At 71.1% G+C, this 19,843-nt stretch carries 18 protein-coding genes and 1 pseudogene; 9 read left to right on the forward strand and 10 right to left on the reverse strand.

Annotated features, from left to right (window positions below; genetic code table 11):
- Window positions 1–29: 29 nt before the first annotated feature.
- Window positions 30–446, reverse strand: a complete 417-nt coding sequence (locus E1291_RS17020; RefSeq protein WP_131738790.1) for a Rieske (2Fe-2S) protein — start codon at window positions 444–446, stop codon at window positions 30–32.
- A 283-nt stretch (window positions 447–729) separates the two neighbouring features.
- Window positions 730–1,980, reverse strand: a complete 1,251-nt coding sequence (locus E1291_RS17025) for an iron-containing redox enzyme family protein (protein ID WP_165495153.1) — start codon at window positions 1,978–1,980, stop codon at window positions 730–732.
- A gap of 1,411 nt (window positions 1,981–3,391) precedes the next feature.
- Here E1291_RS17025 and E1291_RS17030 point away from each other — a divergent pair.
- A complete protein-coding gene (locus tag E1291_RS17030; protein WP_131738807.1) occupies window positions 3,392–4,933 on the forward strand; it encodes a DEAD/DEAH box helicase in 1,542 nt (513 codons plus the stop codon).
- Window positions 4,934–5,001: 68 nt separating this feature from the next.
- Here the strand turns inward: E1291_RS17030 and E1291_RS17035 are convergent, their stop codons facing one another.
- Window positions 5,002–5,778: an acyltransferase gene (locus E1291_RS17035; protein ID WP_131738792.1), complete on the reverse strand. Its 777-nt coding sequence runs from the start codon at window positions 5,776–5,778 to the stop codon at window positions 5,002–5,004.
- 88 nt (window positions 5,779–5,866) lie between these two features.
- Complete coding sequence (locus E1291_RS17040) at window positions 5,867–6,337, reverse strand: hypothetical protein (RefSeq protein WP_131738793.1); 471 nt, start codon at window positions 6,335–6,337, stop codon at window positions 5,867–5,869.
- Between the two features lie 160 nt (window positions 6,338–6,497).
- Here E1291_RS17040 and E1291_RS17045 point away from each other — a divergent pair, with 160 nt between their 5' ends.
- Window positions 6,498–7,022, forward strand: coding sequence for a peptidylprolyl isomerase (locus tag E1291_RS17045; protein WP_131738794.1), 525 nt, complete (start codon window positions 6,498–6,500; stop codon window positions 7,020–7,022).
- Between the two features lie 64 nt (window positions 7,023–7,086).
- Window positions 7,087–7,983: a rhomboid family intramembrane serine protease gene (locus tag E1291_RS17050; protein ID WP_131738795.1), complete on the forward strand. Its 897-nt coding sequence runs from the start codon at window positions 7,087–7,089 to the stop codon at window positions 7,981–7,983.
- Window positions 7,984–8,229: 246 nt separating this feature from the next.
- On the opposite strand, the gene E1291_RS17055 is transcribed toward E1291_RS17050, so the two are convergent.
- Window positions 8,230–8,487: a cell division protein CrgA gene (locus E1291_RS17055; RefSeq protein ID WP_131738796.1), complete on the reverse strand. Its 258-nt coding sequence runs from the start codon at window positions 8,485–8,487 to the stop codon at window positions 8,230–8,232.
- A gap of 81 nt (window positions 8,488–8,568) precedes the next feature.
- Here E1291_RS17055 and E1291_RS17060 point away from each other — a divergent pair, with 81 nt between their 5' ends.
- The 6 genes from E1291_RS17060 to E1291_RS17085 all read left to right on the forward strand — a co-directional run bounded on the left by E1291_RS17060 (window position 8,569) and on the right by E1291_RS17085 (window position 12,728).
- On the forward strand, window positions 8,569–9,324 hold the full coding sequence (locus E1291_RS17060; RefSeq protein WP_131738797.1) for a DUF881 domain-containing protein: 756 nt from the start codon (window positions 8,569–8,571) through the stop codon (window positions 9,322–9,324).
- A 61-nt stretch (window positions 9,325–9,385) separates the two neighbouring features.
- The gene (locus E1291_RS17065) at window positions 9,386–10,015 is read left to right on the forward strand and encodes a class E sortase (RefSeq protein WP_242614202.1); all 630 of its coding nucleotides are present in this window, start codon (window positions 9,386–9,388) and stop codon (window positions 10,013–10,015) included.
- 9 nt (window positions 10,016–10,024) lie between these two features.
- On the forward strand, window positions 10,025–10,210 hold the full coding sequence (locus E1291_RS17070) for a hypothetical protein (RefSeq protein ID WP_131738798.1): 186 nt from the start codon (window positions 10,025–10,027) through the stop codon (window positions 10,208–10,210).
- Window positions 10,210–10,791: an anthranilate synthase component II gene (locus tag E1291_RS17075; protein ID WP_131738799.1), complete on the forward strand. Its 582-nt coding sequence runs from the start codon at window positions 10,210–10,212 to the stop codon at window positions 10,789–10,791. Before E1291_RS17070 ends, E1291_RS17075 begins: the two co-directional genes overlap by 1 nt.
- Window positions 10,792–11,055: 264 nt before the next feature.
- On the forward strand, window positions 11,056–11,610 hold the full coding sequence (locus E1291_RS17080; protein ID WP_242614203.1) for an RNA polymerase sigma factor: 555 nt from the start codon (window positions 11,056–11,058) through the stop codon (window positions 11,608–11,610).
- The gene (locus tag E1291_RS17085) at window positions 11,607–12,728 is read left to right on the forward strand and encodes a hypothetical protein (RefSeq protein WP_131738800.1); all 1,122 of its coding nucleotides are present in this window, start codon (window positions 11,607–11,609) and stop codon (window positions 12,726–12,728) included. Before E1291_RS17080 ends, E1291_RS17085 begins: the two co-directional genes overlap by 4 nt.
- A 99-nt stretch (window positions 12,729–12,827) precedes the next feature.
- Here E1291_RS17085 and pknB read toward each other — a convergent pair whose 3' ends face one another.
- The 5 genes and pseudogenes from pknB to E1291_RS17110 all read right to left on the reverse strand — a co-directional run.
- On the reverse strand, window positions 12,828–14,624 hold the full coding sequence (gene pknB, locus E1291_RS17090; protein ID WP_131738801.1) for a Stk1 family PASTA domain-containing Ser/Thr kinase: 1,797 nt from the start codon (window positions 14,622–14,624) through the stop codon (window positions 12,828–12,830).
- A gap of 22 nt (window positions 14,625–14,646) precedes the next feature.
- A complete protein-coding gene (locus tag E1291_RS17095; RefSeq protein WP_131738802.1) occupies window positions 14,647–16,104 on the reverse strand; it encodes a serine/threonine-protein kinase in 1,458 nt (485 codons plus the stop codon).
- On the reverse strand, window positions 16,101–17,576 hold the full coding sequence (locus E1291_RS17100; protein ID WP_242614204.1) for a peptidoglycan D,D-transpeptidase FtsI family protein: 1,476 nt from the start codon (window positions 17,574–17,576) through the stop codon (window positions 16,101–16,103). The genes E1291_RS17095 and E1291_RS17100 overlap by 4 nt, the downstream gene beginning before the upstream one ends.
- Before the next feature lie 13 nt (window positions 17,577–17,589).
- Entirely contained in the window at window positions 17,590–19,176 is a 1,587-nt protein-coding gene (locus E1291_RS17105) for an FtsW/RodA/SpoVE family cell cycle protein (RefSeq protein ID WP_131738804.1), read from the reverse strand.
- Window positions 19,177–19,843: pseudogene (locus E1291_RS17110) on the reverse strand (serine/threonine-protein phosphatase); the annotation flags it as partial.

The raw sequence follows: 19,843 nt of genomic DNA on the forward strand, positions 1-19,843 counted from the left end.
GGCGGGCGGCGGGGCGGTGCTCTCCGGTGTCAGAGGCATGCGACGGCCTCGCCGTTCATGTCGCGCTCCAGAGCGGCCGGCGGGACGAGCCCGTCCGCCGCGCAGGGCTCCTCCGGCGGCAGGTTGGCCAGGATCTCCTTGTGGATCACCGAGACCGGAGCCGGGCCGGTGTCGGAGGGCAGCAGCACGACGGCCTCGTCGCCGCTGCGCACCATGGGCAGGGAGGTGCGCCGGACGGCGGCGACCCCGACCTTGGTGCCGTGCCAGGGGCAGCTCAGCCGCCGCCCGTCGGGGGTGCGCCGGGCGAGGCTCAGCGGCCCGCCGCGGTGCGGGCAGTGGTCGCGCACGAGCAGCCGGCGTCCGTCCGTGTCGAGGACGAAATAGCGGTCGTGGCCGACCATCACCGTGTTGTACCTGCTCAGATCCATGACGACGACGCGGGTCATCGGCTCCTCTTAGGGGGTTTCGGGCGCAGCCGGAAGGCGGGCGCGCGGGCCATGGCGGGGCGTGAGCGGGGGAGGATCCGCCGCGCGGGGGAAGGACGGCGGAGAGACGGGGCGGGACGCCATGCGAAGGCGCCCGCCGGGGTGGCGGGGTGGGTGTCCCGGCCGCAGGCATGGCCGGCCGGGGACGCCGGGGTGCTGCCCGCTACGGGGCCGCGATGAGAGCGCGTGTCGAGGGAGTCGGAGGCACCCGGAGGAGCGCGGCGGGGCGGGTGCGGGGGCGGGGTCAGCCGCCGGTGAGGACGGGGTGCAGCAGGCAGACGGACTCGGGGGCCACCGAGCGCACGCCGTAGAGCCGTCCGGCGGGGATCAGCACGCGGTCGCCGCGCTCCAGCCGCTCCGGCGGGCCGGTCGGCGTCGTGACGAGGTCGGCCTCGCCCCGCTCGATCTCCAGCACCATGGCGCCGTCGTGGTTGCGCGTGCCGAACGGGTGGCCTTCCCGCAGGACCGTGCGCAGCGGCGGCGCCACCGCGATGGACGCGGCGCCGGCGAGCTCGCGGTGCCGGGCGAGGTCGTCCGCCCAGCGGATCTGCGCCGCCGTGTCGTCCTCGAACCAGCCGCCGATCAGCCGGGCCTCGGCGATCCCGCGCAGCAGCTCGGGCACCACCCGCGAGCCGTGCCGGTCGGCGAGCGCGAGCAGGACCTGCTCCCGGGTGATGCGGCCGTGGTGTTCGTCGATGTGCGCGTGCTCGTCGCAGTAGTGCAGATCGACGGAGTCGCCGAAGATGTTCCGGAAGACCTTGACCATCTGCACGAATGCGGGTGCGAAAACGGCCTCCGCATAGGTCACCGCTCCCGCATAGCGGAAGAACTTCGCGTGGTCCCGGGACAGGTAGTAATAGTAATTGTTGGTGGCCAGCGGGCCGCCGAGATAGAAGTTCCAGTACGCGTGCACATGGGTGGCCATCCGCCGGCTGCGAAGCATCTTGGCGAAGATGGTGGTGTGCTTGGCGTCGTAGACGCCGTAGCCGAACTCGTCGATGAAGATCTTGAACAGCGCGGACTGTTCGGGACCATAGGCGCCGGCGAGGTTGCGCGACATCGCCGAGGCCTCGGTGAGTCCGTCGAGGGCGAGCTGCACGAGGTAGAGGTCCGCGGCCGCCTCCCGGTCGCGCGCCTCGGCGATCGCGGTCAGCGCGGGCGAGGGGCCGTTGGCGGCGGCGGTCACCACGTGCTGGAAGTAGGCGTCGAGGATCTCGGTCGTGCCCGCGCCGCTGACGTCGACCGCGTCGTCCAGGCAGTCGAAGGCGAAACGTTCCAGTTCGGAGACGGACGTCTCGCGGATCCGGCGCAGCCCGGGGCCGTAGAAGAGGTCGAAGTCGTCGTGCAGGTCCGCTAGCCCCTGCTCGGGGAGCAGCACCGTGTCCGCCTCGTAGAAGGTGCCGAGGAGGCGGTGGGCGACCAGGGAGCGGTGCGTGGACCACTGGTCGGCGCGCGGCGGGAGCGTGAAGTCCGACTCGGCCACGGAGTCGGGCACCAGCATGCGGCGGTAGGGGTTGGAGTCGTGGAGAACCTGGGCGTCACCGTGGAAGAGCGGGCTCCGCGCAAACGTGGTGAGCCGCTTTCCCAGGGTGCCGCCGACTTCGTTGTCGACAGGAGATGCCTGAGGTTGCACAGTCATTAATTTGTACCGTTCACCTGACTACTGAGTGGGTCGGGTGCAGCGATGGCGGGCCGTGCCGATTGTGTCGGCGGTGCGCAGGAACGGTCGGTCTGGATTTGTTGTACGGGTCGGCAAAATGTTGCGCAGAGACAGTCTTGTCTCACGTGCGGTGAGAGCTCGGTTTCTCGGGTGCGGGCACATTAACAAAGGGCTTCGGCGGGATCAATGATCATGTGACTGGCTTTGGGCGACCCGGTCTGCGCGCGCGGCTGGTCGCGGTCCTCCGGAATACGCCCCCGCCCGGATCCGCCGCCGGGCCGGGCGCCGCCGCCGGACCGCACCGTGTGCGCCTCGCGCCGGCCGGGCAGGTCCTCTGACATGGGTCTTGACCTTGGTTGCTGGCCCTCGCCCCACCCATCCTTTGTGCCGTCGGTCACGTAGGCGCGGTCTCCGACAGGGGCTTGACGAGTGGTGAAGGTGGCGGTCATCTATGCGGTCCGAGAAGGACCGGCCGTAACCTGATCGTGACGGGAACCTGGCTGGATCCGGTCACTCCGGTGCAGTTCGGAGGCTCCCTCCGGATCGGAGAGGGCCCTCCACAGCGCCCGCCCGGCGGCGGTCCGGCCGAAATCCCCGCGCTGCCGCGCTCCCGCCCGTCCGGTCCTAGGTGCGCGGCGCGAGCCGGGTCGTCCGGGCCGGATCTGCGACCGAAATCGGTCCGGCGAGGTGTTCCAGGGCCCAGGGGACGCCGCGCGCCACCGGGGCGTCCGGGCCAGGGACGGTCACGGTGGTCTCTTCGAACCGGGCCTGCCCGCAGTGCGGTGGCACGCACCGGATGCCTTGTCATCGCATGGGCGACGCGCGCCGTGGTTCTCGCGGACGAGGCGCAGGCACCGATCGAGCCCGGCGGCGCCGCAGGGGCCGGTGAGCCTTCTATATAGAGGACGTCGAGCGTCCCCCGGACCACCGGACGGCGCCGGGGGATTCACGCCTCCGGCGTCGCCTCAGCCGGTCGAGTCAAGCGCTTGCGCGACGGTCCGGGGGACCACGGTGAGACAGACCGCGAGCCCGGGAGCCGGAGTCGCGATTGACACAGCAGGCAGGGACGGGCATAAGGCGGTACCCGGACGACGTTAGACTTACCGAATCACTCTTCGACGCCCCCATGGCGTCAGGCTCGTCCTTGCAGCCCACTGATCACATCGTGGTGCCTCCCGAGACGTGCCCCCCTCTCGGAAGGTACTGCGTGACCACAGCTGCCGCTGCTCAGAACCCGTCCGCCGACATGCCCGCCGCGACCCCCGCGAGCGTGGGCGACGAGCGGGTTCCCACCTTCGCCGAGCTGGGCCTCCCCCCGGCTCTGGTGTCGGGCCTGGCCCGCCAGGGCATCGAGGCTCCGTTCCCGATCCAGGCCGCCGCGATCCCCGACGTGATGGGCGGACACGACGTCCTCGGCCGGGGCAAGACCGGCTCCGGCAAGACCCTGGCGTTCGGCCTCCCGCTGCTCGCCCGCCTCGCCGGCCGCAAGGCCGCCCCCAAGCGCCCGCTGGCGCTGATCCTCGTCCCGACCCGCGAGCTCGCCCAGCAGGTCCAGAACAACCTGGAGCCGCTCGGCCGCGGCCTCGGGCTGCGCTTCAAGACCGTCATCGGCCAGACCTCGATGTTCAAGCAGATCGACGCGCTGCGCCGCGGCGTGGAGGTCCTGGTCGCCACCCCCGGCCGGCTGAAGGACCTCATGCGGCAGGGCGCCTGCGACCTGTCCGACATCGAGATCGCGGTGCTCGACGAGGCCGACCACATGGCCGACATGGGCTTCCTGCCCGACGTCACCGACATCCTCGACCAGGCCAAGCCGGGCGGGCAGCGGCTGCTGTTCTCCGCCACGCTCGACAACGACGTGGACGTCCTCGTCAAGCGCTACCTGGACGCCCCGGTCACGCACGCCATCGGCCCCGTGGACGAGCCCGTCGCCACGATGGACCACCACCTGCTGCTCGTGGCGCCCAAGGAGAAGGGCGCCATCACCGCCGAGATCGCCAACCGTGAGGGCCGGACCATCCTGTTCGCCCGCACCAAGCACGGCGTCGACCGGCTCGCCAAGCAGCTCGTCCAGGTCGGCGTGCGCGCGGCCGGCCTGCACGGCGGCAAGAGCCAGGGCCTGCGCACCCGCACGCTCGCCGAGTTCCGCGAGGGCTCCATCAGCGTGCTCGTCGCGACGGACGTCGCGGCCCGCGGCATCCACGTCGACGACGTCAGCCTGGTCATGCACGTCGACCCGCCGGCCGACCACAAGGACTACATGCACCGCGCCGGCCGGACGGCCCGCGCCGGCGAGCGCGGCACCGTCGTCACGCTCGTCCTGCCGCACCAGGTGCGCTCCACGGCCGCGATGACCCGCCGCGCCGGGATCAACGCGCCCCGCGTCCGGGTGACCTCCGGCGACTCCGAGCTGATCAAGCTGACCGGGGCCCGGCTGCCGTCCGGAATCCCGATCGAGGGCCCGATCATCCCCGAGCGCCCGCGCCGCGAGGGCGGCGGCCGGGGCCGCTCCGGCGGCCGCCGCGGCGGCCGCGGCTTCAACGGCCGCGGACCCCGCTCCTTCGACCGCCAGGACGGCGGCGCGCCCCGCGACGGCCACGGCCACGCCGACGGCGACCGCCGCGAGGGCGGCTACGGCGAGCACCGCGGCTCCCACTCCGGCGACCGCCGCAGCGGCGGTCCCCGCACCGGAGGCGGCTCCCACGGCAACCGCCGTGGCGGCTCCTACGGCAGTGGCGGCGGCAAGCGCCGAGACGGAGGCGACCGCCGCCCGGCCCGTTCGAACTGATCCGGTCCCCGGGTGAGGCTCGCCTTCGGCGCGCCTCACCCGTGCCGGTCGCGGTGGGGGGGGGTGGGTCAGCCCGCTTCTTCTCGGAGTTTGTCCTGGAGGATCTGCAAGCCCGCCAGGCCGTCCACCGAGAGGGCGGCCAGCTCGTCCAGTGACATCAGCGGGGTGCCGCGCAGGGGCGGCTGCCAGCCGTTCTCCTTGTCGTGGCTGCGCAGCACCTTGGCGGGGACGCCGCCGATGACCGCGTGGTCGGGGAAGGTGCCGCGGACGACCGCGCCGCCCGCGACCGCGACGTTGCGGCCGAGCCGGGTGCCGGGCAGGATGATCGCCCCGGTGCCGATCCAGCAGCCGTCGCCGATCTCCACCGGGTTGTTCTCCGGCCACTGCCGGCCGATCGGCGTGTGGAGATCGCCGTAGGTGTGGTTCTGGTCGGTGATGTAGACGTTCGGGCCGGTGAAGACGTCGTCGCCGATCACGATGGACTGGTGGCCGACGATGTGCGTGCCGCGTCCGATCGAGCAGCTCCCCCCGATCCGGACGACCAGGTCCGGGCCGAGGTCGAGCCCCGGGACGAACCCGGCGGAGATCGTCACATGCGTCCCCACCAGGGTGTGGTCGCCGATGGAGATCCACGGCTCGCCGTAGATCGAGCCCACGGGGAAGCCGATGCAGGCGCCCTCGCCGAGGTAGCCGAACCTGCGCCGGCCCGGAGTCCGCGGGGTGATCTCGCCCTGCCGCTGGATCCACTCCCAGGCACCGTGGACGGCCGCGTGCGCGCCTTTCCGGGCACGGTCCTTGGCCCGGGCGGTGAGCGACTGCCGAAGGGTGCGGGGTTTCGGCGACATGGCGTTCACCGTACCGAATCGCAGAGCCGTCCAGACACGGTGGAGGCCCGGCCACCGTGACCGGGCCCCGCTTCCGTCAACGTCCGTCTCAGTGCGGTGAACGCACCTGGTCGTCGAGGTCGGCGCCGGAGACGGTCATGGAATCGGCCGAGACGGCCGGGTCCTCGTCACCGCCGCCGGACGCGGCGTCGCGGGCGGCGCCGCGCCGCGTCATCACCGCGCCCGCCACACCGACCGCGGCCACCGCGCCCAGCATCGCGAGCAGAGCGCCCCGCCGGGGCCGCTGCGGCTGCGGCGGCTCCACCCGGTGGGCGACGCCGCTGAGGAACGAGCTCACCCGCGGGGCGAGGCCGATCTCCACGTACCGGGCGGCCCGCCGGAGGCGGGGCGCACCCCAGCCGCGGGCGACCATCACCCGTTCACCGGCGGCCGGGCCGATCCGCTCCGCCACGTCGGTGGCACGCCGCCGCCATGCGCCGGTGCCCTGGCGGGCCACCTCCTGGACGCGGCCGAAGCGCGTGCGGACGTCCTCCCGCGGCTTCCGGCGGATACTGATCATTAGGGACACGCTAACCTCCCTGTTTGCGAGGTCCTGTCGTGCAGCCTTCCCCGGAAACGGGAGGTAAACACTGATCGTGTGATCAGATGGTCACCGAAGGTAGCGCGTTCGTGCGCGTCCGGGACCGACCCGAGCACCCACTCACGAGGAGGCGGCCAGCGTGGCCAACGAGATCTTCGCGACGCTCAACACGTCGCTCGGCAAGATCGTCATCCAGCTCTACCCGGAGCAGGCGCCCGAGACCGTGGCGAACTTCGTCGAACTGGCGGAGGGCACCAAGGTCTGGCACGACCCGAACACCGGCCAGAAGAGCGAGGCGCCGCTGTACAACGGCACCATCTTCCACCGCGTCATCGACGGGTTCATGATCCAGGGCGGTGACCCGCTCGGCACCGGCACCGGCGGCCCCGGCTACAAGTTCAAGGACGAGTTCCACCCGGACCTCACCTTCAACCGCCCGTACCTGCTGGCCATGGCGAACGCGGGGCCCGGCACCAACGGCTCCCAGTTCTTCATCACGCTGAGCGTGGCGCAGACCCGGCACCTGACCGGACGGCACACGATCTTCGGCAAGGTCATCGAGGGCACGGACGTCGTCGACCGGATCGGCGGCGTGCCGAAGGGCCGCAACGACCGTCCCCAGGAGGACGTCGTCATCGAGTCGGTGACGATCGAGCGGCGTTAGTCGTATTACTGGGTGAGAGACCCTCTCCTGGCGGAGACCCGGAAGGCCCCGGACGGAGCCCCAGATGAGCACAGAATCCAGTCCCGCGCCCGAGACCTCGGTGCCGACCTGTTACCGGCACCCGGGGCGGGAGACGTACGTCCGCTGCACGCGGTGCGACCGCTACATCTGCCCCGACTGCATGCGGGACGCTGCGGTCGGGCACCAGTGCGTCGAGTGCGTGGCCGAGGGCGGCCGGAGCGTCCGGCGCGCGCACCCGCGGACGGCGATCGGCGCCCGCGGCGCGGCGTCGGCCGTCCCCGTCGTGACGTACACGCTCATCGGGCTGTGCGTGCTCGCCTACCTCGCCGAGCTGGCGTCGTCGCGGGTCGTCACGGACTTCATGATGGTGGGCCAGGGGCAACTGGTCAGCGGTGACGTCATCGGCGTCGCCGAGGGCGAGTGGTACCGCCTGATCACCTCGACGTTCCTGCACCAGCGCGAGGGAAGCCTCGCCATCACCCACATCCTGTTCAACATGTGGGCGCTGTGGGCGCTCGGCCCGGCCCTGGAGCAGGTCCTCGGACGGTGGCGCTACCTGGCGCTGTACATGCTGTCCGGGCTCGGCGGCAACGTGCTGCTGATGCTGGTCGCCCCGGGGAGCTCGGCCGTCGGGGCGTCCGGTGCCATCTTCGGCCTGTTCGGGGCGTACTTCGTGATCGGCCGCAGGCTGGGCGCGCCGGTGGGCCCGATCGTGTTCCTGCTGGTGATCAACCTGGTGATCACCTTCGCCAACCTGGACACGATCTCCTGGGAGGGGCACATCGGCGGCCTGGCGGTCGGCGCGGTGCTGGCCGCGGCCTACGCCTACGCTCCGGCGGCCCAGCGCAGGCTCGTCCACATCGGGGCGCCGCTGGCCATGCTGGTGGTGCTCACGGTGCTGGTGGCGGTCAAGGCCGCGGAACTGGGCTCGGGCGTCTAGACCGGCGCGAGCCCGGCCGTGGGCGAGTACGCCGAAGGCGGGCGCGGCGGGTGCCGGGACGTGCGGCCACATCGTACGGCCCGGCACCGGCCGCACGGCCGGATCAGACCCGCACCTGTGGAAAACCTGGGGAAAGTCGCGGTGAGGAATCCCCAGTCTGTGGATAACTTTCGTGGATTCGTCCGCCCCGAAAGTGGGTAGCGGCCCCAAGGTGACGCGGCCGGCGGGCGAATCCCCGTCCGGCGGTCAGCGCCAGCGGGTCGAGAGCACCACGCCGAGGATGATGGCGGTGAAGCCGATCCCCAGGTTCCAGTTGTGCAGGTCGCTCATGAACGGCACGTCGGTGCCGGTGCTCGCCGTCACGTAGAAGACCGCGATCCAGGCGAGCCCGATGAGCCAGAGCCCGACCATCGTGGGAACCAGCCAGCGGGGGCTGACCTCGGCGACCTTCGACTTCACGGGGGGCGTGTAAACAGCCTTCTTGCGCACTTTGGACTTGGCCACGGTGGGATCGATCTCCTCGGGCGTCCGGCGGCCGGAGCGCCGGTCCGCGCATGGGTGTTTTGTCGGTTAGCGTAGTCGCTGGTGAGCAGCGTACGGCGTCCGGCTTGGGGAAGCATCATCCCAGCAATCACGCTTCTCGCGGGAACCCTGTTCGCGGCGAGCGCGAGCACGGCCCGCGGCACGAGCCTGCGCGAGGAGGGCCGCACCCGGATCACCGAGCTGATCACCGCCGAACAGCGCCGTGGCCACCGGGAACGCGGCGAGTACCGCCGGCTGCGCCGCGAGGTCGACGCGATCTCCCGCACGGCCGGGCAGCATGACGCGCGTGTCGAGCAGGCGCAGGGCGAGGCGGACGCGCTCGCCGCCTCCTCCGGCTTCGCCCCCGTCACCGGCGCCGCCGTACGGGTGACTCTGGACGACGCGCCGCTGCCCGAGTCCGGTGCCCTGCCGCGCGGCGTCCGCCCCGACGACCTCGTCGTCCACCAGGGCGACGTCCAGGCCGTCGTCAACGCCCTCTGGGCGGGCGGCGCGCGGGCGATGCAGATCATGGACCAGCGGGTGATCTCGACCAGCGCGGTCCGCTGTGTCGGCAATACGCTGATCCTCCAGGGCGTCGTGTACTCGCCGCCGTTCCGGATCACCGCCGCCGGCGACCCGGCGCGGCTGCGGGCCGCGCTCGACGCCTCCCCCGAGATCGGGATCTACCGCAAGTACGTCCACGCCTACGGGCTCGGCTACACGGTCCGGCCGGTGGAGCGCGCCACCCTGCCCGCCTACACCGGGAACGTGACGATGAACCACGCCACGGTCCCGGGCGAGGGCGACACGGGCGGCTAGCGGCCCCCGCCGGGGAGACCCGGACCAACATTGGCCGATATGGGACAGAAGGAGACGCGCGGTGCGGGTGGTCATCCGGAGCCTCGGCGAGCTGTGCATCACCGCCGGGGCGATCGTGGTGCTGTTCGTCCTGTACGAGCTCTGGGGGACGGGCCAGTACACCCGGGCGCAGCAGGACCGGCTCGGCGACGAGCTGATGCGCGACTGGCGGGCGCCCAAGGTGACCACCGAGAAGGTGAGCCTCGGCAAGGGCCTGGCGATGATCCGCATCCCCCGGTTCGGCGCGAAGTACCATTTCGTCGTCATCGAGGGCGTCGACCGCGCCGACCTGCGCAAGGGCCCCGGCCACTACCCGGGCAGCGCGCTGCCGGGGGAGGTCGGCAACTTCGTGGTGTCCGGCCACCGCACGACGTACTCCGCCCCGTTCAACCGGCTCGGCGAACTGCGGCTCGGGGATCGGATCCTCATCGACACCCGCGACGAGCAGTACGTCTACAAGATCACCGACCGCCGGATCGTCAGGCCGTCGGCGGTCGAGGTGACCGCGCCCGTCCCGTTCCACCCCGGGCGGCGGCCGCGGGAGCGGATGATCACACTCACCACCTGCCACCCGAAGTACTCCGCCGCCCAACGCATGATCATTTTCGGGGAGCTGACCGAACGGCTTCCCCGCGCCGCCGCCGGAAAGTAGGAGGCCACCGTGTACGCCTGGATCTGGCGCCGCCTGCCGGGAACGTGGCAGGTCAAGACAGCGGTCGCGGCCGTCCTCCTCATCGTGGCCGGCCTCCTGCTGTGGTACGTCGTGTTCCCCTGGCTCGACCCCAGGCTGCAGTTCGACCACGGCGTCGTCGACGGCACGCCGTCCACCCCGGCGAGGCCCGGCTGATGCGCGTCCTGGTCGTGGACAACCACGACAGCTTCGTCTTCAACATCGTCCAGTACCTGCGCGAGCTCGGCGCCGACTGCGTGGTCAAGGACCGCTCCGACGTCACCGTGCGGGACGCCTCGTCCGCGGGCGGCGTGCTGCTCAGCCCGGGTCCCGGGCATCCCGCCGGTTCCGGCGTCTGCCTCGACCTCGTCGCCGACGCCGAACGCCGCGCGGTGCCCCTGCTCGGCGTCTGCCTCGGCCACCAGATCATCGGCCACGTCCACGGGGCCGTGGTGTCCCGGGCGCCACAGATCGTCCACGGGTACACCAGCCCCATCCGGCACGACGGCACGGGCGTGTTCCGCGGCCTGCCGGACCCCTTCCCCGCGACGCGCTACCACTCGCTCGCCGTGGAGCCCGCCACCGTCCCCGGCGGCGCCCTGGAGATCTCCGCCCGGACCCCGGACGGCGTCGTCATGGGCCTGCGGCACCGGACCCTGCCGATCGAGGGAGTGCAGTTCCACCCCGAGTCCATCCTCTCGATGGGTGGTCATCACCTGCTGTCGAACTGGCTGGAGATGTGCGCGGCTACCGTGTGACCTGCGTATTCGCCGTGGGAGCGTGACATCGGCGAGCCGTTCGCCGCCCCGCTTGGGAAAAAAATCCGTTGAAATCCGTAACGTCCCCCCATCTCCGGACGAAGACCATATCGAGGGCTTCCGCCATTGCCCCCGAGTGGCGGAAGCCCTCTTTGCCGTCCTCGTCCAGGAGCGCCCCCGGACCACGACGCGGATCCGCGGGTGGACGGACCAAGAACTTCCGCCTCCCTGACAACGCGCGGACGGCATCGGTGTCTCTCTAGGGTGATCGAAATACTCTCCAGCGGCCGGGCGAGCCCGGCCGCCGCCGCATCCGGCGAGGCGGGCGACGGTTCGTTCGACGAGCTGTTCAAGGCGCACTACCACTCGCTGGTGCGCCTGGCCGGTCTCCTCGGCGCCGATGATCCCGAGGACATCGCGCAGGACGCCTTCGCCCGGTTCTACCGGAAGCGGCGAAAGCTCCGCGACGGCACCGCGGCCCTCGCCTACCTGCGCTCCATCGTGTTCAACCTGACCCGCAACCGGCACCGGCACCTGCGCGTCGTCCGGTCGCGCCTGACGGCCGAGCGCAGGCGCCAGGTGCAGGAGCTCCACGACCCCGCCGAGACCGCCCTCATGGCGCACGAGGAGCATCGCGCGCTTCTGGCGGCGCTGGACCGGCTGCCGCGCCGCCAGCGCGAGGTACTGGTCCTGCGCTACTGGCTGGAGCTGTCCGAGGTCGAAATCTCCCAAGCCCTGCAGATCTCGGTCGGAACCGTCAAGTCCCACGCCCACCGAGGCGTCGCAGCACTCCAGGCAGCACTGAAGGAGGAGACATGAACTCCATGGAAGACCGGCTGCTCGCGGCCCTCGACCACAAGGCCGCGACGTTCACCGCCGACCCCGAGGCCAGAGATCACGTCCGGCGGCGCGTCCGGCGCACCCGCACGCGGAACACCGTCGGCGTCGCCGCCGCCGTCGTGGTGGCCGGCGCCGCGGTCACGACGGGCGTGCTCGCCCTGCCCGGCCTCGACGACGGAGCCGGCCGCGGTCACGCACTGGCACAGTCGGCCGGCTCGCCCACGCACGACCCGGCGTCCTGGATCAGGCTGCACCCGCCCGCCGGCAAGGTCGCGCGCACAACGCCCCTCGGCAAGGAGGGACCCATGACGGATGTGTGGTTCTCCGCCGTCGAGGGACGGCGAGCGCTCTGCTGGACCTGGTCCCCTGCTCCTGCGTCCGGGTTGCAGGGCTCATGCTCGTCGTCCGACACGCGGCCGTTCGAGCGCGAGTTCCAAGTCACGGCGGCGACCGGCTTCGACGGGTCGGTGTCCATCGGTCTCGCCGAGGATCGCGCGCGGTCGGTGACGGCCGTGCTGGCGGACGGGACGCGGCGGCCCGGCTCGCTGCTGAGGGCGGAGGGCTTCCCGTCCAAGGTCTGGCAGGTGGGCGCACCCGGCAAGGTCTCCATCACGGCCGTCGAGCTCGCGGACGCCCACGGAACGGTGATCAGGCAGCTCAACAAGACCCGGATCCCGGCCGGCCCCCAATGCTCCGACCAGAAGCGGCCGTCCGCCGGCGCGGTGCTACTGACGGGGGGTGCCCCGCGGATCTCGGCGACCTGGGCCGGGGGATGCCTGAACTTCTGGTCCGGCGACCGGACGAGGGGAATCGGGGACCTCAGGCCCGGCGGCTCCCTCACCAAGGCCGCCCAGGACGGCGGATCATGGTGGAACGACGGCCCATGGTGGTACGGGATCACCGGCGCCGCCACCGCGCGCGTCGAGATCCAGTTCCCCGGCGGCCGCCGCGAGGCGGCCATGAAGACGCCGGACTGGAAGAACGAACAGGTCAAGCTCTTCGTGGGCACCCTCCCGCAAGGACAGGCCGCACGGGGCCTCACGGCGATCGGCTACGACTCCGGCGGCAAGATCCTCTGGCGTAGGACGATGCCCTGAGCGGCCCTCACAGGGCGCATCGGCTAGTGGAGTGAGTGTTTCCACCCCTGGACGGGGGTCTGAGGGGCGCCCCTCAGACCCCCTGGGAGGACACCGGCCTCACTGCCCCGGGGTCGGGAAGTCGGTCGGGAACGTCGGGCCGGTGGACGGCGGGGGCGACGGCTTCTGGGCGACGAAGATGGTCACGCTGTCGCCGGGGGCGACCGTCGCGTCCGGGGTGGGCGTCTGGTCGTAGACGAGGCCCGGGGAGACCATCTTGTCGGCCGGCGGGGTACCGAGTTCGACATTGCACTTCAGGCCGAGTGAGATCAGTTTGCCGCAGGCGGCGCGCTGGCTGCTGTTGAACATGTTCGGCACCTTGAGGTTGGCGGGGCCGTTCGACACCACGACGGTGACGGTGGTCTTCTTGGCCCGCTTCTCCCCGCCGGGCGGGTCGGTGCTGATGACGCTGAGCCGCGGAACGCTGTCGCTCGTCTCGACACGCTTCTCGACCTCGAAGCCCTTGTCCTCGAGGAGGCTCTTGGCGGCCCCGTAGGGCTTGCCGGTGACGTCCGGAACGGTGATCAACGCCGGCGGCTTCTTGCCCTTGGAGACCGTGAGGACGACGGTGCCGCCCTTGGCGACGTTGGCGCCGGGCCGGGGGTCGGAGGAGATGACGGTCCCGGCCTTGGCCTGGTCGTCGTACTCGCTCTTGGGCTCGCCGACCTTCAGGCCGAGGGCGGTGAGCTGCGTGGTGGCCTGCTCGGCGGTCACGCCGACGATGCTGTCGGGGATCGTGATGGGCTTCGGCTTGCCGTCGCCGCCGGACATCAGGAACCCGATGACGGCGGCGGCGCCGATGAAGGCGACGGCGAGACCGACCCACAACGCGGCCTTCTTACCGTTCCCGCCGCGTTCGAGCGGCTGCTCGTCGTAGTGGACGGGCGGCAGGTCGTAGCCGGTGCCCGGGTGATGCTGCGCCTGGGTGTGCGGAGGGCCCTGGTAGGCGCCCATCACCTGGGTGCCCTGCGGGTGCGCGCCCATCAGCATGGTGGACGCGGCGGTGGAGGCGACCGGGTGGCCCTGCAGGACGCGCTGGATCTCCTGCCGGAACTCCGTCGCGTTCTGGTAGCGGTGGTCGGCGTCCTTGGCCATGGCCTTCAGGACGATGGCGTCCGCCCACTGCGGGATCTCGTGGTCCACGTGGGAGGGCGGGACCGGCTCCTCGCGGACGTGCTGGTAGGCGATCGCGACGGGCGAGTCGCCGGTGAAGGGCGGCCTGCCGGTGAGGAGCTCGTACAGGACGCATCCGGTGGAGTAGATGTCGCTGCGGGCGTCGACGCGCTCGCCCCGCGCCTGCTCCGGCGACAGGTACTGGGCGGTGCCGATCACCTGCGCGGTCTGCGTCATCGTGGCGGCGGAGTCGGCCATGGCGCGGGCGATGCCGAAGTCCATGACCTTGACCTCGTGCGCGCGGGTCATCATCACGTTGGCCGGCTTGATGTCGCGGTGGACGATTCCGCCGCGGTGGCTGTAGTCCAGCGCGCGCAGGATGCCGTCGGTGATCTCCAGCGCCTTGTCCGGCAGCAGGGCGCGGTTCTCCCTGAGCAGGTCGCGCAGGGTGCTGCCCTCCACGTACTCCATGACGATGTACGGGATGGAGGTGTCGCCGATCATGTCCTCGCCGGTGTCGTACACGGCGATGACGGAGGGGTGGTTCAGCGAGGCGGCCGACTGGGCCTCGCGGCGGAACCGCGCCTGGAACGTGGGGTCGCGGGCCAGGTCGGAGCGCAGCGTCTTGATCGCGACCACGCGTTCGAGGCGCAGGTCACGGGCACGGTAGACCTCGGCCATGCCGCCTCGCCCGATCACCGTGTCGAGCTCGTAGCGGCCGCCGAGCAGCCGAGGTTGACTCATATGTGCACTTTCCCTCGTACCTCTACACCTTGTCCTCCGAACCTAGCTCCCCGCTCTGCGTGGGCGCGGGATCCGGGCTCGGAGTTGACGGAGTCGTGGTGCTCGTCGCCGTTTGCGGCGCCGGTCCCAGGGCGTTGGGAGTCGTCCGGGACCTGTTGATCATTGGCTTCTTCGCGGGGGACGTCCTACCGGTCCCCGGCGTTGACGGACGGACCCGGTGCGTCCGGTGCCGTTTCCTGGCGGTCGGTCCCGGGCTGCGGTGCTTACGGGCGGACGGTGTGCCGGGACGGCCGGACGGTGTCTCGTCGGTGTCGCCTCCGGCGGGGCTCGTGGCCGGGGAGCGGGGCGTGTCCGGCCCGTCCCGTCCTCCTACGGACGCCAGGCCCTTCCACAGTGAGCCTATGACGAGGACGCCGACGAGCAGGATGCCGGCGGCGACCGAGGTGTAGGTCCTCGTGGATCGCCGCGGTGCCCTGCGCCGTCCCGGGCGCCGTTGCCCGGGTTCCGTCCCGCTCGTGAGGTTATCCGTCCCTCCGCCGCCGTCAAAACCCGGCAAAGCAGACGTCTGGTCGGCGGGCCGTCCGGAGAGCGGCGGCTGCGCGGCGGCCGACACGGCGTGCAGCGGGGCGGTCGCCACCGAGACCGGGCGGGGCGAGCGGCCGGTGCTCAGCGCCGCGCGGATCTCCAGCGCGAGGTCGGCGACGGCGTCGGCGCTCGCCGGCCGGTCCCGCGGCGCCTTCGCCAGCATGCGCATGATCAGCTCGCGGGCCTCGGCGGGCACCCGCGTGGGCAGCTCCGGCGGCGCGTCCCGGACGTGCTTGAGGGCGATCTCCACCGGCGTCCGGCCGTCGAACGGCGGCGCGCCGGTCAGGCACTCGTAGGCCACCACGCCGAGCGAGTACAGGTCGGCGGACGGGCTGATCTCCTGCCCGGACGCCTGCTCCGGCGAGATGTAGTGCGCCGTCCCCATGACCATGCCGGTCGCGGTCTGCGAGGGCGCCGCCAGCCGCCGGGCGATCCCGAAGTCGGTGATCTTGAGGGTGCCGTCCGCGGACACCATGAGGTTCGGGGGCTTGACGTCGCGGTGCACGATGCCCGCCCGGTGCGCCACCGTCAGCGCCCGGCCCGCCTGCACCATCAGGTCGAGGACGGCCTCGATCGGCAGGCCCCCGTCGCGGCCGAGGATCTCGTCGAGCGGCTCGCCCGGGACGAGCTCCATCACCAGGAACGCGCGGCCGTCCTGCTCGCCGAAGTCGTAGGCCCGCGCGATGCCCGGGTGGTCCAGCTCGGCGGCGAACCGCGCCTCGGACTCGAACCGGCCGCGGGCCGTCGCGTCCGAGTCCCACTCCAGCCGCAGCAGCTTCACCGCGACCTGCCGGCCCAGGGTGTCGTCGGTGGCGCGCCAGACCTCGCCCATCCCACCGGTCGCCAGCCGCTCCAGCAGCCGGTACCGGTGGTGCAGGACGAGGCCCGGGGTCACTTCTTCAGCACCTGCGCCATGATCGCCGCGGCCACCGGACCGGCGTTGGTCGCGCCGTCGCCGGGGCCCTCGGTGATGACGGCGAAGGCGTACCGCGGGTTCTCGATCGGGCCGAAGCCGACGAACCAGCGGGAGTTGGGGATGCTGCCGCCCTGCTCGGCCGTACCGGTCTTGCCGGCGATGTTGCGGCCCTGCAGGTTCTTCGCGGTGCCCTCGGAGACCACCGCGCGCATCATGTCGCGCAGCTGCTCGGCCGTGTCGGCCTTGATCGCCTGTCCGAACTCCTTCGGGGAGGCGCTGTAGAGCTCGCTCTGGTCCTTCGCGCGGACCTTCTGCACGACGTACGGGTTCATGATCTTGCCGTTGTTGGCGATCGCGGCGGCGACCATCGCCATCTGCAGCGGCGTCGCGCGCACGTTCTCCTGGCCGATGCCCGAACGGGCCGTCCCGTCCTTGCCGGTCTCGATCGTCTTGCCCTGGGCGTCCTTGATGGACACCGGCACGTCGCTCACCGCGGACCGGAAGTCCGGTTCGATCTTGATGTTCTTGCCGAAGCCGAACGGCTGGGCGCCGTCGCTGAGCCGCTGGATGCCGAGCTCCAGCGCCATCCGGCCGAAGGAGGTATTGCAGGACTCGGCGAACGCGCCCTTCAGCGGCGCCTGGCCGCCGCAGTTGCCGTGGTCGTGAGAGTTCGGCAAGAGCTTGTTCGACTCGGGCAGCGTGAGCGGCCCGGTGTTGACCGTGCTGGAGCTGGTGAGGTTCAGCTGCTCCATGCCGACCGCCGACGTCACCGCCTTGAACGAGGACCCGGGCGGGAACGTCTGGCTGAGCGCGTTGTCGACCAGCGGCTGGATCACGCCGGTCCTGCCGTTCAGCTCGTTCAGGCGCTTGGTGCCCTTCTGGCCCGTCTGCGGCGCGACCTCGTTCGGGTCGAACGACGGCCACGACGCCGCCACCTTCAGCGCACCGGTCTTGATGTCCAGCACGACGGCGCCGCCGCGCCTGCCCTCCTGCGTCTTCTCCTGCAGCGCCCGGTACGCCGTCCGCTGCGCCTCGGGGTCGATCGTCATCTCGAGATCGGCGCCCTCGGCCTTCTTGCCGATGAACGTGTCGAACCAGCGCTGCTGGGTGATGCGCTTGTCGCTGCCGCCGAGCAGCGAGTTGTAGGACGCCTCGACCTTCGTCGCGTACCCGTTGAAGAACCCGGTGACGGGCGCGAAGATCGGCCCGTCCTTGTACGTGCGGCCGTACTTCGGGTTGTCCTTGCCGGTCGGCTGGGACGTCACGAGCACCACCCCGCCCGCGGAGATCTGCCCGCGCGGCGAGTTGAAGACGTCCTGGTACTTGCGCCGGTTGTTCGGGTCCTTGCGCAGGCTCTCGGCCTGGCTGCCCTGGACGTAGTTGACCTGCGCCATCAGTCCGAAGATGAGCAGCAACCCGAAGATCGCCACCCGTCGGATCGGCTTGTCCATGTTCAAGGGGAGCTCACCTCGTGCTCACGATCTGGGTCATGCCCTCGTCCTGGATCGCCTGCGGGGCGGGCTTGCGCGCGTCGTGGCTCATCCGGACCAGGATCGCGATCAGGATCCAGTTGGCCATCAGGGACGAGCCGCCCTGGGAAAGGAACGGCGTCGTGAGACCGGTGAGCGGGATCAACCGGGTGACCCCGCCGACGATCACGAACACCTGGAGGCCGAGGACGAACGAGACGCCCCCGGCGAAGAGTTTCAGGAACGGATCTCGCGCGGCGACGGCGGTCTTCATCCCGCGCTGCACGATCAACGCGTAGATCAGCAGCAGCACCATCAGCCCGGTCAGCCCGAGCTCCTCGCCCATCGAGTCGAAGATGAAGTCGCTGAACGACAGCGGCGTCTGCCACGGCTGGCCCTGCCCGAGGCCGGTACCGAGCACCCCGCCCTGCCCGAGCGCGAACAGGCCCTTCATCAGCTGCGCCGAGTCGGAGTACTCGCCGCCGAGCTTGGCGCAGGCGCTGAAGCCGGGCGAGATCTTGTGGAGGGCCTGCTGCTCCTTGTAGAGGGCGGTGTCGGGGTTGACCGGGACGACCTTGCCGCTGTCCAGCAGGCACCCGCCGTCGAAGTACGGCTTCGGGTTCTGCCAGATGTCGATGCGCTGGTTGACGTGGCCCATGAAAGGCAGCAGCGTCGCGACGAACACGCCGACCGCGAGCAGACCCATGCCGATCATCACCCAGGAGACCCGCTGCGTGGCGATGTACAGCATCGACACGAACAGGCCGAAGTACAGCAGCGCGGTGCCGAGGTCCTTCTGCATGAACAGCACGCCCAGGCAGAAGAACCAGATCACCAGGATCGGGCCCAGGTCACGTGCCCGCGGCAGGCTGATCGGGCCGAACTTCTTCCCGATCAGCGACATCGCCTGGCGCTTGTTCACCAGGTATCCGGCGAAGAACACGACCAGCAGCAGCTTGGCGAACTCGCCGGGCTGAACCGAGAACGGGCCGAGGTGGATCCACACCCGGGCGCCGTTGATCTGGGCGCCGATGCCCGGCACGATCGGCAGCAGCAGCAGGATGATCGCGCTCAGCCCGATCAGGTAGGTGTAGCGCTGCGCGGTCTTCGGCGTGAACGACAGCGGCGCGTCGGTCTTGTCGGTGTCGCGCATGATCAGCACGGCGGCCACGAACAGCCCGATGCCGACGAACGTCCACATGAGCTGGCCCGTCGCGTCCGCGGCGTCCGGCAGCAGCTTCTTGCCCGCCGCGGCCGCGACCTTGTGGTCGTCGCTGGTGTCGAGGTCCAGGCGGTAGATCATCGCCAGGCCGAGCCCGTTCAGCGCCACCGACAACGGCAGCAGCAGTGGGTCGGCGTAGGAGGCGAACTTCGCCTGGACGAGGTAGGCGCCGAACGCCATGACCACCAGGCCGCCGCCGTAGATGAACATGCCCGGCGGGAGATAGCCGTCACGGGCGATCCCGACCTCCGCGAACGCCGACAGCGTCAGCACCATCGCGAAGATCAGCAGCGCCAGCGCCGCCGCGTTCCGCCGCTGGTACGGCAGATGCGCCCGGATCTGCTCCCCGATCGAACTCATCTACGACTTCCCCCTGCCGGAGGGACAGCCCTGGATGGTGGGAGACGATGACTTGCACTCGTCACGGCGCTCCCCGAGCTCCCGCAGCTTCGTCTCGGCGGCCGGCCGGCCGATGAACGCGAACCTGTTGCCGGAGACGGCCGTCCTGTCGGACTCCGGCAGCTCCGCCACGGGGATCTCGCTCGTCGTCAGCTTGGACTGCTGGCAGTTGTCCTGCCCCTTGCCCTTGACGATGACGAGCTTGCCGGACTCCTCCGTCACGACGTACTTGCAGACGTTGTTCTTCAGGTCGTCGACCGCGCCCGGACCCTTCACCGTGTACGTCTTGCGCACCCGGGCCTGGAGGTCCTGCGGGAGGTCGGACACCAGGATCGGCGGGTTCGGCTGCTGCTTCGCCGACGCCTTCCGGGACAGGCTGATGACCGGCATCTTGTCGGTCGTCCCCCGGTAGAGGACGACCTTGCCGCCCTCCTCGCCGATGTAGTAGCCGTTGCGGACGTTCTGGATCAGCACCGCGCCGCCCGCCACCACCCCCACCACGACCACACCGGCCGTCACGACGAGCCACGTCCACCGGCGGGCCCCGCCGCGCCGCCGCCCCGCGGGCGCCGGCGGCGCCATCGGGCCGGGCGGTGGTGGACCGGTCCGGGGGTCGGCCATCGGGGCG

Origin of the sequence: Actinomadura roseirufa (assembly GCF_900659635.1) — a bacterium.
Classification (GTDB): Bacteria; Actinomycetota; Actinomycetes; order Streptosporangiales; family Streptosporangiaceae; genus Spirillospora; species Spirillospora roseirufa.

What these genes read in the sequence shown, in the direction of transcription:
- E1291_RS17020 (WP_131738790.1), bottom strand. Translation starts at nt 446, where the DNA reads ATGACCCGCGTCGTCGTCATGGATCTGAGCAGGTACAACACGGTGATG.
- E1291_RS17030 (WP_131738807.1), top strand. Translation starts at nt 3,392, where the DNA reads ATGCCCGCCGCGACCCCCGCGAGCGTGGGCGACGAGCGGGTTCCCACC.
- E1291_RS17035 (WP_131738792.1), bottom strand. Translation starts at nt 5,778, where the DNA reads ATGTCGCCGAAACCCCGCACCCTTCGGCAGTCGCTCACCGCCCGGGCC.
- E1291_RS17040 (WP_131738793.1), bottom strand. Translation starts at nt 6,337, where the DNA reads ATGATCAGTATCCGCCGGAAGCCGCGGGAGGACGTCCGCACGCGCTTC.
- E1291_RS17050 (WP_131738795.1), top strand. Translation starts at nt 7,087, where the DNA reads ATGAGCACAGAATCCAGTCCCGCGCCCGAGACCTCGGTGCCGACCTGT.
- E1291_RS17075 (WP_131738799.1), top strand. Translation starts at nt 10,210, where the DNA reads ATGCGCGTCCTGGTCGTGGACAACCACGACAGCTTCGTCTTCAACATC.
- E1291_RS17085 (WP_131738800.1), top strand. Translation starts at nt 11,607, where the DNA reads ATGAACTCCATGGAAGACCGGCTGCTCGCGGCCCTCGACCACAAGGCC.
- pknB (WP_131738801.1), bottom strand. Translation starts at nt 14,624, where the DNA reads ATGAGTCAACCTCGGCTGCTCGGCGGCCGCTACGAGCTCGACACGGTG.
- E1291_RS17100 (WP_242614204.1), bottom strand. Translation starts at nt 17,576, where the DNA reads ATGGACAAGCCGATCCGACGGGTGGCGATCTTCGGGTTGCTGCTCATC.
- E1291_RS17105 (WP_131738804.1), bottom strand. Translation starts at nt 19,176, where the DNA reads ATGAGTTCGATCGGGGAGCAGATCCGGGCGCATCTGCCGTACCAGCGG.